This is a genomic window from Paenibacillus sp. TAF43_2, assembly GCF_052113545.1.
In the GTDB taxonomy this organism is placed as follows: domain Bacteria; phylum Bacillota; class Bacilli; order Paenibacillales; family Paenibacillaceae; genus Pristimantibacillus.
Window position 1 is genome coordinate 13,992 of sequence record NZ_JBFRDK010000019.1, and the last position, 12,326, is coordinate 26,317.

General features: G+C 46.7%; 11 protein-coding genes and 1 tRNA gene. 6 read left to right on the top strand and 6 right to left on the bottom strand.

Translation table 11 applies throughout. From position 1 onward, the window contains the following. Positions 1–106 precede the first annotated feature (106 nt). The gene (locus tag AB4Z17_RS06375) at positions 107–952 is read left to right on the top strand and encodes a MurR/RpiR family transcriptional regulator (protein ID WP_441958815.1); all 846 of its coding nucleotides are present in this window, start codon (positions 107–109) and stop codon (positions 950–952) included. A 41-nt stretch (positions 953–993) separates the two neighbouring features. Here the strand turns inward: AB4Z17_RS06375 and AB4Z17_RS06380 are convergent, their stop codons facing one another. After that, positions 994–1,350 carry a DUF4870 domain-containing protein gene (locus AB4Z17_RS06380; RefSeq protein ID WP_339205934.1) on the bottom strand — a complete coding sequence of 119 codons (357 nt, stop codon included), beginning with the start codon at positions 1,348–1,350 and terminating at the stop codon, positions 994–996. Positions 1,351–1,562: 212 nt separating this feature from the next. On the opposite strand from AB4Z17_RS06380, the gene AB4Z17_RS06385 reads away from it, so the two are divergent. Next, complete coding sequence (locus AB4Z17_RS06385) at positions 1,563–1,895, top strand: PadR family transcriptional regulator (RefSeq protein ID WP_430063448.1); 333 nt, start codon at positions 1,563–1,565, stop codon at positions 1,893–1,895. Next, positions 1,892–3,259 (top strand): FtsW/RodA/SpoVE family cell cycle protein, encoded by a 1,368-nt coding sequence (locus AB4Z17_RS06390; protein ID WP_441958817.1) that lies wholly within the window; start codon positions 1,892–1,894, stop codon positions 3,257–3,259. Before AB4Z17_RS06385 ends, AB4Z17_RS06390 begins: the two co-directional genes overlap by 4 nt. A gap of 50 nt (positions 3,260–3,309) precedes the next feature. On the opposite strand, the gene AB4Z17_RS06395 is transcribed toward AB4Z17_RS06390, so the two are convergent. The 5 genes from AB4Z17_RS06395 to AB4Z17_RS06415 all read right to left on the bottom strand — a co-directional run bounded on the left by AB4Z17_RS06395 (position 3,310) and on the right by AB4Z17_RS06415 (position 6,321). Continuing rightward, complete coding sequence (locus AB4Z17_RS06395) at positions 3,310–3,639, bottom strand: hypothetical protein (protein WP_441913520.1); 330 nt, start codon at positions 3,637–3,639, stop codon at positions 3,310–3,312. Between the two features lie 197 nt (positions 3,640–3,836). Further along, the gene (locus tag AB4Z17_RS06400) at positions 3,837–4,631 is read right to left on the bottom strand and encodes an AIM24 family protein (RefSeq protein ID WP_441958819.1); all 795 of its coding nucleotides are present in this window, start codon (positions 4,629–4,631) and stop codon (positions 3,837–3,839) included. A gap of 63 nt (positions 4,632–4,694) precedes the next feature. After that, entirely contained in the window at positions 4,695–5,258 is a 564-nt protein-coding gene (locus tag AB4Z17_RS06405; protein ID WP_441913530.1) for a TerD family protein, read from the bottom strand. A gap of 411 nt (positions 5,259–5,669) precedes the next feature. After that, complete coding sequence (locus AB4Z17_RS06410; protein WP_441958820.1) at positions 5,670–6,071, bottom strand: hypothetical protein; 402 nt, start codon at positions 6,069–6,071, stop codon at positions 5,670–5,672. A 173-nt stretch (positions 6,072–6,244) separates the two neighbouring features. Beyond that, positions 6,245–6,321 (bottom strand) — tRNA-Arg (locus tag AB4Z17_RS06415). Positions 6,322–6,502: 181 nt separating this feature from the next. Here AB4Z17_RS06415 and AB4Z17_RS06420 point away from each other — a divergent pair. The 3 genes from AB4Z17_RS06420 (at position 6,503) to AB4Z17_RS06430 (ending at position 12,273) form a co-directional block, all read left to right on the top strand. Beyond that, on the top strand, positions 6,503–7,654 hold the full coding sequence (locus tag AB4Z17_RS06420; RefSeq protein ID WP_441958822.1) for an HD domain-containing phosphohydrolase: 1,152 nt from the start codon (positions 6,503–6,505) through the stop codon (positions 7,652–7,654). A gap of 234 nt (positions 7,655–7,888) precedes the next feature. Next, the gene (locus tag AB4Z17_RS06425; protein WP_339205946.1) at positions 7,889–8,080 is read left to right on the top strand and encodes a hypothetical protein; all 192 of its coding nucleotides are present in this window, start codon (positions 7,889–7,891) and stop codon (positions 8,078–8,080) included. Between the two features lie 254 nt (positions 8,081–8,334). Next, positions 8,335–12,273, top strand: a complete 3,939-nt coding sequence (locus tag AB4Z17_RS06430; RefSeq protein ID WP_441958824.1) for a BclA C-terminal domain-containing protein — start codon at positions 8,335–8,337, stop codon at positions 12,271–12,273. Positions 12,274–12,326: the final 53 nt, after the last annotated feature.

Below are 12,326 nucleotides of genomic sequence, written 5' to 3' on the forward strand. Positions count from 1 at the left end.
TTTCATAAAAATAAATATGAAATAAAATTATCATTTTTAATCAAAAGGTGATATACTCCGTTTAGAAAATAAGCTGCGATGTTGGTATAGGCAGGAGGAAATAAAGATGACGGCTTTTCATTTGGATATGGACTTGGATAATATGTCAAAAAGCCACCAATCCATTGCGAATTACGTGGTGGGTGCACTGCAGCAGATTCCTTATTGTACAGAGGAAGATATTGCGATGGCTGTAGGTGTCAGTACGGCTACGGTATCGCGGTTTTGGCGGACGATTGGGTTTGCTAATTTGAAGGCTTTTAAGAAAACGCTGCTGCAAAGCGAGCATGCGACGCCTGCCCATAAGATGAAGAAAATATTGAATAAGGTAGATCATGAAGAGGCTGATATTGTAAGTGAAATGTTGGAGATTGCAGCAGCTAACGTAGAGGTTACTTCAAAGCGTGTAGACCGTGAACAGTTTCATCAAGCGGTGGAGGCCATTCATAAGGCTAGAAAAGTGTATGTATTTGGAACGGGAGCAGCAGCTAGCTTGATCGAGCTCATCCGATTTCGTCTGAATCGAATAAATGTGCAAATCGAAGGTATGGCGGGGAGCGGCAGTGAGCTGCTTGAAACGCTTGTTCATGTTGATTCCAGCGATGTGCTGCTTATGTTCGGCTTTGTCAGGCGCTCACCTGAATTAACGGTGCTGCTTGAGCATGCCAAAGAGGCAGGCTACACTACAATACTGATTACGGATTTGCTCGTATCCGATATGCTGGAGCAGAGCGATCTCGTGCYGCAGGTTGATCGGGGGGAACTGGAGGGCTTTCATTCGATGGCAGCGCCAGTTGCGCTTCTTGATGCATTGTCAGTAGCCGTTACAAAGCGGCGCGGGCAGCAGGCATTTGACCAATTGGACCGCTTGCATGTGATGAGGAAAAAATATAGCTCGCAGCTTCCTAAATAATAGAACCGCCGGAACGATTTGCGTCCCGGCGGTTCTATGTTTTATTTGAAGAAACGAATGGTTAGAGGATAGCGATAGCCATTGCCCTCTGAAGCACGCATAGACCCAATGATGGTAAATGCAATCCAGAAAATAAACAAAAGCGGTGTAGTAATAAATCCGATGAGAACAAAAATGAGCAAACCGGAAATAATGGAATAAATCATATTGCTGATCTGAAAATTGAGTGATTCCTTGCCATGCATATCCACATAGCTGGATTGATCCTTCTTCAGAAGCCAAATGATGAGTGGTCCAAGAATGTTGCCGAGCGGAATAATTACACCGCTAAAAGCAAGCAGATGGCAAAGCATGCCGTACGTTTTTTCTTCCTTATGAAGTCCGAAAGATTGATTCATTGTGTATTGCCTCCCTTAAATTGAAAACCGCCGATTAATGTGACTTATGTACTTATACGTTAACACAGCGATAAGATATGCATAAATATATCACCGATTAGCTATTATGGGAATCCATTCCTAAAATGATGTTGTAATCGGTGGTGGTCAATTATATACTTATACATAGATAATCGATGCATAGAAATCCGATACATAAACGGGAGGGCATTATGAAAATTAATAAGGAGCTTATGAAAGGCAGTACCGTTATTCTTATTTTGACACTGCTTGACCGTAAGGAAATGTATGGCTATGAAATGACCAAAGAAATTGAAAAAAGCTCGAGCGGTGTGTTTACTTTTAAAGAAGGAACGCTTTATCCGATCTTACATACGCTTGAGGTGGAACAGCTGGTTGAATCGTACTGGAATGAAGAAGGCAGCCGCAAACGGAAATATTATCGCATCACAGCGCGTGGAAGAGGGCAGCTGGAGGAGAAGAAGCAGGAGTGGACGTTGTTTCGGACGACGGTAGACCGCGTAATCGGGGAGGGCCATGCATGAATAACAAGCCTGTTCAGTATGAGTCGATTCAGGAATACTTAGTGCAGGTTTGCAGACATGTAAAAGCAAGAGATGTGCATCGTGACATCAAGGTTGAAATGCAGAACCATCTGGACGAGCTGGTGGAGGATAAGCTAAACGAAGGGTTATCAGAGGAAGAGGCGGTTCGTGCTGCTCTCGTCCAGATGGGTGATCCTGATCAGATCGGCAAGCAGCTTCATGCAGCGCATAAGCCGGTTATGGAATGGGGATTAGCCGCACTTGTCGCAATTATGGTGGGTATTGGCCTGCTTGCTATGTATGCAATGGAGTTCGCTTATAGTGATCAAAATATGTATAGCGGGTTTCAATTTTTTCTTAAGAAGGCAGTTTTCACAGCGATAGGCATCGTGTTCATCATTGGTATTTATTTTTTGGACTATCGAAAATGGGAAAAGTATTCGTGGTACATTTACAGCGGCACGATTTTTCTGATGGTATCCTGCATTTTTTACGGAGTAGAAATCAATGGTTCGAAAAACTGGATCACAATCGGGTCTTTTACCGTTGATGTATATGGCACATCTCCTTACTTATTTATGATTGCTTTTGCAGGGACGCTGCTTGTTAAGCATAAGGAGAAGCAAGGACTATTCAGAAATTCACTTTACTTCGGAAAAATGGCGCTTTTATATGCGATCGTGCCCGCTATACTGTATAGCAAGGCAAACTCCAATCTTAATTTTATTATATATTTATTTGGACTGACCGTATTAATGCTGTTYGTTGCAAAAACGTATAAGCTGTTTATAACCAGTGTGGGTTCAATCCTAACAGCAGGAACGGTGTTTATTATAAAAATAAATGATCCAGTTCGCTATAGATCCATATGGGAACGATACACCGCATTTCTAAATCCTACTGCTTCCCCTGATGATAAAAACTATTATCTCCAAAAATCCTTGGAATCTATTCGATTGGGAGGGATGTGGGGACAAGGGTTTGGCGTTGAGAACCGAATGTTTCGCTATGTTTATAGTGAAATGGTGTTTACTTATTTGATCTACAGTCTTGGCTTGGTTTTTGGTATTGCTATAGTGCTGTTAGCCGTATTGCTGATTGTTAAAGTGATTGGCATGGCAAAATCACTCAAGGATGTATATGCTAGAGGTTTGGTCGTTGGCTCATTTTCAATTATTGGCTTTCATTTTGTCTGGAACATTCTGATGTCGTTTGGGCTGCTGCCTATGAATAGCATGACGATGCCTTTCATATCGTATGGCGGTACAAATGCTATTATTGAATTAATGGTCATGGGATTGCTGCTAAGCGTCAATCGGAGAAAAAATATGATCAGCTTACTAAATCGCGAGCCATCAAGATAAAAAAAGGGCTATCCTATTGTAGAATATCTACAGTAGGATAGCCCTCTTGATTAGAAGCTGCCTGGAGCGGGTGGACGGGTAGGGTAATTTTGCTGATTGTTTTTGGAAACGCCAATGAACAGGAATAGGGCTGTAGTAAGATGCATGATCATGCCGAGAATAGGTATCCATGCTAATACAGATGTAATGATCCCCAAAATACTGCCTACAACTGGCTTATTATGCTGCGAGCAAAGAACAAGCGTTACGATATGAAGAATGAGCGTTGCAAATAATAGCGTGTATCCAGATAAAATGACTAGGGTGCCACCCAGCAAGGGAATTCCTAAGATGCCTTCAATAATAGCAGTGACTAGTAAAAGCGTACCTGCAGCTTTCATTTTATTTTCCTCCTATTTCTATATTTAAATCATTCTATGGGGCAGTTTTTGTTTTCTGTTTATCTTTGTACGCAGCAAAAGCGATCCCGGTTACATGCTTTCAAGCAAAAAGGCAGCTATCCATAGGAGAGCAGCTGGTTTTCAAAGAAAACAGCCCTACCGAACGATACGGCAAGGCTTATATCATTATACGATGCTTATTTCAGAAACTTGCCGATAATTCCACCAAGCCCACTGTTGCTGTCATGTCCTCCTTGGCTGCCGCCAAAGGTGTTGTTGAATGCGCTGCTCTGCGTTTGCGGTTGGTAACGGTTGTCATCCATACCGAATTTCACGYCGCTCTCACGTTCAAATGGCTGTATAATAACAACCTGATTAGGGTCACTGAATTCGTACATATAAGATTCCCCGGAGGTTTGGCCGATAAGCGTTTTCCAATTGACATCGATCTTCACACTTGGGGAAGGACCTGTCCAAGCAACGATGGCATCAGGATCTACACGGCAAGGACCTTGCAAAACGAGTGGATTGCCTTTGGTTTTTACGGCAACCTGTGCTCCCTGTCCGTTGTAAGTAAGTTTGGATGTAAACAAGCCGCGCTGGGAGAGGACACCCGTTCCAATGATAGTAACGCCATAATGACAAGTGTCAGTAAATGCGAGCAGATCCTCACTCTCAACACTTACGCTTTGCCATGGTCCGCCTTGCTCTAAATTAATGATTGTAACATGAGAGTTCTCATCCGCGAGATATACGATGCCTTGTCCTTCGACTTCCATAATCTCTAAGTTTTCTCCCGTTACTTTACGCATGCCATGGTTGATCACTTGTCCGATAACATTTCCGGAATTTGTTCCTAACAACCGCTTAGAATATTTGAATTTCTTGTTATAGGCTTGATCAGCAACCATCGATCCTTTTTTGGCAAAAAACTGGCCTTGTCCTTCTGCTTTTAAAAATAATTCCCGTTCGACCTGGAATTGAAACGGCATGCGGGGTAACCTCCATATAATATATAAAATGAAATTATAGCTGCTTCATTAACAAGTAAGCTGTTACATTGCCCCGTAATGCGCACATATGCCCGCTAGATCTAGCGATAAGCCTGTTCCAATAGCATTAAATTTCCATTCATTTCCGTGGCGATATACTTCGCCAGCTAGGATGGAGATTGAGGTAGAGTAGTCCTCGGATAGATCAAATCGGCAAATCTCGGCTCCGTTTGCTTGGTTCACGACACGGATATAGGCATTGGAAACTTGTCCAAAGTTTTGGTTTTTGCGAATAGCTTCATCAATTGTAACGGTAAATACGATTTTTTGGATATCCAATGCTACTCTGGATAATTGAATTTCAACTGTCTCATCGTCACCGCTGCCTTGTCCATCACGGTTATCACCCTTGTAGCGTGTTGATCCATCGGGGCTCACGAGATTGTTGTAGAAAACGATATGACTAGTGGAAGAAACCGTGTTTGTCTGATTCAGCATAAACACCTCTGCATCTAGGTCATAGCTCTGGCCTTGCAGGTTATTTGTGTCCCATCCAAGTCCGATTTTCAATAAATCAAGCCCTGCATTATTTTTGGTCAAATCCAGCTTCTGTCCTTTGGTAAGGATAAGCCCACCATTAGGACTGGCTTGAGGAGCGGGAGCTGCGCCAAAAGCGTTATTTATTGATCCGCCCTGAATACCCCCTTGTTGGATACCGCCTTGCTGAATACCGCCCTGTTGAATGCCGCCTTGGCCTCCAAGAATGTTGGATGGTCTTCCTGGCGGATTTAAATTAATTCCCATATGAACTGCCTCCTCAATGCATAATAAAAAAGCTGTTTTTTCGACAATATTTTTTGGTTAAAACTGTATGTTTTGTRGAACGATATGAAACTATTTGTAGTATAGCAGATTGGAATGGAAGATTATAGCGTTGTATGACGAAATTACGAGTAGAGAAAAGAGCCTCACTTCAATAGTGAGACTTCTTAAGAAGCTTTAAGAGGATCGTCTTTTTTTTTGATCATAGAGGGATGCTTACTTAGTGAAAATTTCAGCACTATAGGTTGAAATACACTTATTTATCTCATTACGTATGTAGGCATGCGAATAAGCAATCTCGTCTTCAAAACCACGACAATTATAGCAATAGCTGATCTGTTCAGCAGTTTTCTTATACATGCACAGAGTAATGCTTTTCTGAAGGAGCTGCTGTGTATTTGTTGTTAAATCTGTTTTCATTTTTGCAATCATAATGTCTGCTGCCCTAGTAAAAATAGATCGTAAAGTTCGCGCTTTTCTCTCAAGCTCGCGTCTATTTCGTTCAACAATAACGAGAGCTAGTGGAAGGATAATCGCTTTGTGAACAAGCTGTATCTCATCGTGAGCAGGTGGATGGTACAGGTATGAATTGTTTACTTTGGACAACGGCATGGCCATTTGTAAATCACCTCATGCACATTATATGCGAACAAACGTTCCGTAGTCAATGTATCCTGATCAGGTGTCTTATAAAAATTATTCGACACTTGTCTAATTGGTGCGGTGTAGATGAAAACAAAAAAAGCTTATTGCCGGCATTAGCAATAAGCTTTATATATTCGTGAAAGAAATGGCGCGCCCGAGAGGGCTCGAACCTCCCACCTAACGTTTAGGAAACGTTTGCTCTATCCGGATGAGCTACGGACGCGCAGCAACATTGATTATAGCATGGGTGCTTTAGGTGAAGCAAGATTAACCATTTTAGTGAAAGACTATTGTATTTTTTTGTCGAATAACTGCGCTTTTATTGTGGAAACAAGAGGATAAAAAGCTTGTAAAGGCGAATAGAGGTAAGGATAACGAGTTTGATCGGCTGGAGGATTGTTCGAATGCTTGAATTCCAAAATGAATCGCAATCGTTTCGATTGGATTTATCGCCTGAACAAATGCTTAAGGTGATTTTTGAATATACAGCTAAAATAGCGAATGAAAAGAAGCTGGATGCTGTGCTTATCTTAATGGCTAATATGGGCAGAGAGATGGTCGTTGCAGATCGGTGCACCGTCTGGTTGATTGATGCTGCTCGCAATGAGCTTTTTACAGCGGTAGCTCACGGGGCTTGCGAGATACGAATTCCTTACGGCAGCGGGCTGGTAGGAAGTGCTATAAGCACGGGGCAATCTATTTTTATTGATGACGCCTATGAAGATCCAAGGCACAATCCGGATAACGACTTAAAGACCGGTTATCGGACGAAATCGATTATGACGATCCCTTTTCACAATAATCAAGGAGAAGTAATCGGTGCCTATCAAGCTATAAATAAATTAACAGAGAAGCAGATATTTTCGATGAAAGATATGGAATACTTATCGCTTGCTGCCTCTTACTCAGGCAAGTCGCTTGAGTCCATCATGCTGTATGAGGAAATAATAGAGACGCAAAAAGAGATTATTTTGGCAATGGGAAAAATCGGTGAAGGCCGCTCGCAAGAAACGGGCAATCATGTAAAACGGGTTGCTCAATATTCATATGTTTTGGCAAAAGGACTAGGCATGAGTGATTCTGAAGCAGACATGCTGCGCAGTGCATCTCCCATGCATGATATCGGCAAAGTAGCTATTCCGGATGCTGTGTTGAAAAAACCAGGGAAGCTAACCGCAGAAGAGTATGAGCAGATTAAGGAGCATGCCATTATCGGTTACCGATTATTGCACAATTCCAAGAGACCGCTGCTGCAGGCTGCGGCGATCGTGGCTTGGCAGCATCATGAAAAGTGGGACGGTACCGGATATCCGCAAGGCCTTAAGAGTGAGGCTATTCATATATATGGGCGAATTACTGCGCTGGCAGATGTATTTGATGCTTTAAGCAGCGCAAGAATGTACAAAGAGGCTTGGGGGATGGATCGCATTTTGGGACTGATCAAAGAAGAACGGGGGAGACATTTTGACCCTCAGGTGGTAGATGCTTTTTTTAAACAGCTGCCGCTTCTTTTGGAAATAAGAGATCGTGATGCTGATTGGCTGGAGAAGGAATAGAAGCTGTTTGCAGACCTTGTTGGGGTGAGCCCAATGAGGTCTTTTTTTAAAAAAATTCGGAGTCGTCCAAGCCTTGATTTAATAAATATAGGGTGCTTGCTTGTACTTTGCTTGAAAGGCTAGGTATTTACCGTGTTCGAAAATCATTTTGGACATAGACTGATTTAGTTATTATAAACACTTTATAAGCTGGAGCGGATTACAAGCTAAATAGCGGAGGGTGATAAAGCGTCTATGAACAAAAGGCTTCAAGGGCAGAAAATAAATGAAGCGATTTACAAATTGGAATCAGCGAGAAATTTAATTAAAACGAAACACTTAAAACACGCTGAGCAGCAAATACATGAAGCAGTCGCTTCAATGGGCAGCATTGTTCATAAAAAACGGAAGAAAAATGCAAAATCTGATCTTAATGGAGGTGTATAGAGTTGGCGCATAAACGGTCGAAATGCTTAAGAAAACTAAACTTAGCGATTGTTGAGCTGCGGAAGGCCAGAAGGCTTACACGTAGAGATAAAATTAGAAGAGCTAAAGTTGATGTGAAGGACTCTATCATAATCCTCAATAGTGCTTTGAAATGTCTGGGCGGCCATTCTTCAAAACCGAGTAAAAGAGTAAAAAGGTGCGTAAGGGGTCCGAGAGGTTATAGAGGGCCGAAGGGAGATAGAGGACCTCGAGGTTTGAGGGGGCACAGAGGTTTTCGTGGAACGGATGGAGATACAGGTGCAAAAGGAGCAACCGGGGCAACGGGAGCTGCGGGCAGTCCTGGGGCAGCAGGTGCTGTTGGGTCAACAGGTGCCACGGGAGCTACAGGAACTACAGGAGCCACAGGCACAGGCTTAAATGGTATTGTTGTGTTTAATCCACTCGCAGCACCTGGCTATCAAGCAGGCCAAGTGGTTACGTTTAATGGGAGCACGTATGTTGCAAATACGTCTTCTCCAGTAGGAACACCCGGTATTTCGCCGGACTATACGCTGCTTGCAGCAAGAGGAGTAACTGGTGCTTCTGGTGCTACAGGTGCGGGAGTAGCAGGCGCAACTGGTCCGACAGGTGCAACAGGAGTAGGTCTAGACGGTGTCGTGGCTTATGATTCACTCGCAGCACCGGGGTATACAGTAGGTCAGGTCGTAACGTTTAACGGAAGGACCTATGTGGTGAATACGGCGCCGCCAACAGGCACTCCAGGTACTTCGCCAGATTATACGATGCTTGCAGCGAGTGGTGCTACAGGTGCAACTGGCGCGGGAGTAACGGGAGCAACAGGAACAACAGGATCTACAGGTGCGACAGGAGTCGGTTTAGACGGAGCAGTAGTATTTGATCCACTCGCAGCACCGGGCTACCCAGTAGGTCAGGTCGTAACGTTTGATGGAAGCACGTATGTGGTAAATACGGCGCCGCCAACAGGCACACCTGGAACTTCACCGGATTATACGCTGCTTGCAGCAAGTGGTGCTACAGGTGCAACTGGCGCGACTGGAGCGGGAGTAACGGGTGCTACGGGAACAACGGGGTCTACCGGTGCGACAGGAGTCGGTCTAGGCGGAGCAGTAGTATTTGATCCACTCGCAGCACCGGGCTATCCTCTTGGTCAAGTTGTGACGTTTAACGGTAGCACTTATATCGTGAATACAGCTCCGCCAACAGGCACACCTGGAACTTCACCGGATTATACACTGCTTGCGGCGAGTGGTGCAACAGGTGCAACTGGCGCGACTGGAGCGGGAGTAACGGGTGCAACCGGAACAGACGGAGTAACAGGTGTAACAGGTTCCACAGGAGCAACTGGATCTGTCGGTGCAACAGGTGCGACAGGAGTAGGAGCAACAGGAGCGACAGGAACGACTGGATCTACCGGAGCTACAGGAGTCGGACTAAGCGGAATTATAGTATTTGATCCACTCGCAGCACCAGGCTATCCAGTAGGTCAGGTCGTAACGTTTAATGGAAGCACGTATATCGTGAATACGGCGCCGCCAACAGGCACACCGGGAACTTCGCCAGATTATACGCTGCTTGCGGCGAGTGGTGCAACAGGTGCAACGGGAGCTACGGGAGCGGGAGCAACAGGTGCAACGGGAACAGATGGAGCAACGGGATCGACAGGTCCAACGGGAGCTGTTGGTGCAACAGGTGCGACAGGAGTAGGAGTAACAGGAGCGYCAGGAACGACGGGATCTACCGGATCTACAGGAGTCGGTCTGAGTGGAATTGTAGTATTTGATCCACTCGCAGCGCCAGGCTATCCAGTAGGTCAGGTCGTAACGTTTAATGGAAGCACCTATATCGTAAACACGGCACCACCAACAGGCACACCAGGTACTTCGCCAGATTACACGCTGCTTGCAGCGAGTGGTGCAACAGGTGCAACGGGAGCGGGTGAAACAGGTGCGACCGGATCTACCGGTGCAACAGGAGTTGGTCTAAGCGGGATCGTGGTATTTGATCCACTCGCAGCGCCAGGCTATCCAGTAGGTCAGGTCGTAACGTTTAATGGAAGCACGTATATCGTGAATACGGCGCCGCCAACAGGCACACCTGGAACTTCACCGGATTATACGCTGATTGCAGCGAGTGGTGCTACAGGAGCAACAGGTGCAACGGGAGCAGGAGAAACAGGTGCTACTGGATCTACAGGAGCAACAGGAGTTGGTCTAAGTGGGATCGTGGTATTTGATCCACTCGCGGCGCCAGGCTATCCAGTAGGTCAGGTCGTAACGTTTAATGGAAGCACGTATATCGTGAATACGGCGCCGCCAACAGGCACACCGGGAACATCGCCAGATTATATGCTGCTTGCGGCGAGTGGTGCTACAGGAGCAACTGGTGCTACGGGAGCAGGAGAAACAGGTACGACCGGGGCGACCGGGGCGACTGGATTACCAGGAACGACGGGTGCAACTGGAGCCGACGGTGTAACTGGAGCGACAGGAACTGCTGGAGCAACAGGTGCTACAGGAGCAACAGGAGCCGACGGTGTAACTGGTGCGACAGGAACAGCTGGGACAACAGGCGCGACAGGAGTAGCAGGAGCAACGGGTGCAACAGGCTCCACAGGAGCAACAGGAGCCGACGGCGTAACTGGTGCGACAGGAACAGCTGGGACAACAGGAGCGACAGGAATAGCAGGAGCAACGGGTGCAACAGGCTCCACAGGAGCAACAGGAGCCGACGGCGTAACTGGTGCGACAGGGGTAGCAGGAGCAACGGGTCCAACGGGCTCCACAGGAGCAACAGGAGCCGACGGTGTAACTGGAGCGACAGGAACTGCTGGGGCAACAGGTGCGACAGGGGTAGCAGGAGCAACGGGTGCAACAGGCTCCACAGGAGCAACAGGAGCCGACGGTGTAACTGGAGCGACAGGAACTGCTGGGGCAACAGGTGCGACAGGGGTAGCAGGAGCAACGGGCGTAACAGGCTCCACAGGAGCAACAGGARCCGATGGTGTAACAGGTGCGACAGGAACTGCTGGGGCAACAGGTGCGACAGGGGTAGCAGGAGCAACGGGTGCAACAGGCTCCACAGGAGCAACAGGAACCGACGGTGTAACTGGTGCGACAGGAACAGCAGGAGCAACGGGTGCAACAGGCTCCACAGGAGCAACAGGARCCGATGGTGTAACAGGTGCGACAGGAACTGCTGGGGCAACAGGTGCGACAGGGGTAGCAGGAGCAACGGGTGTAACGGGCTCCACAGGAGCAACAGGAGCCGACGGCGTAACTGGTGCGACAGGAACAGCTGGGACAACAGGCGCGACAGGAGTAGCAGGAGCAACGGGTGCAACAGGCTCCACAGGAGCAACAGGAGCCGACGGTGTAACTGGTGCGACAGGAACAGCTGGGGCAACAGGTGCGACAGGAGTAGCAGGAGCAACGGGTGTAACGGGCTCTACAGGAGCAACAGGAGCCGACGGCGTAACTGGTGCGACAGGAACAGCTGGGACAACAGGCGCGACAGGAACAGCAGGAGCAACGGGTGTAACGGGCTCCACAGGAGCAACAGGAGCCGACGGTGTAACTGGAGCGACAGGAACTGCTGGGGCAACAGGTGCGACAGGAGTGGCAGGAGCAACGGGTGTAACAGGCTCCACAGGAGCAACAGGAGCCAACGGTGTAACAGGCGCGACGGGAGCAACTGGAACAAATGGCGTCACAGGAGCAACAGGAGCAACCGGAACTACGGGAGCCACAGGTGTAACAGGTGCTGAACCAACGGCCGATTCTAGTTATGCTGGCAATACAACGGGTGCACTTATCGCTGTTGTGCTTGGAGGAACAAATGTACCACTCCCAAGCTCACAAAACCTAAGCGCAAATATTACTGTCAACGGAGCGAATGATACCTTTACAGTTGCTAATGCAGGCAGATATTATATCACTTATCAAATCAATACCACGGCTGCCTTACTTCTTAGTACTCGTCTTCTAATTAATGGTACAGCCAATCTTGCATCTACTGTTGCTCCAGTACTAAGCGTATCGAGCTTTAATAATGATACTATTATTACTTTGACTGCTGGCAGCACCATAACGCTTCAAATGTTTGGATTATTAGGAACAGCAACGCTGTTAGGCGGCGGAGCAGGTGCGGCTTTGACCATCATTCGGGTTAGTTAATAAAGCAGAAGTAACAGGACAATGGCATGAGAATATGATGTATCAATCTAATC

Coding starts and splice junctions, on each gene's coding strand:
- AB4Z17_RS06410 (WP_441958820.1), bottom strand. CDS start 6,071: ATGGCCATGCCGTTGTCCAAAGTAAACAATTCATACCTGTACCATCCA.
- AB4Z17_RS06395 (WP_441913520.1), bottom strand. CDS start 3,639: ATGAAAGCTGCAGGTACGCTTTTACTAGTCACTGCTATTATTGAAGGC.
- AB4Z17_RS06420 (WP_441958822.1), top strand. CDS start 6,503: ATGCTTGAATTCCAAAATGAATCGCAATCGTTTCGATTGGATTTATCG.
- AB4Z17_RS06425 (WP_339205946.1), top strand. CDS start 7,889: ATGAACAAAAGGCTTCAAGGGCAGAAAATAAATGAAGCGATTTACAAA.
- AB4Z17_RS06385 (WP_430063448.1), top strand. CDS start 1,563: ATGAAAATTAATAAGGAGCTTATGAAAGGCAGTACCGTTATTCTTATT.
- AB4Z17_RS06380 (WP_339205934.1), bottom strand. CDS start 1,350: ATGAATCAATCTTTCGGACTTCATAAGGAAGAAAAAACGTACGGCATG.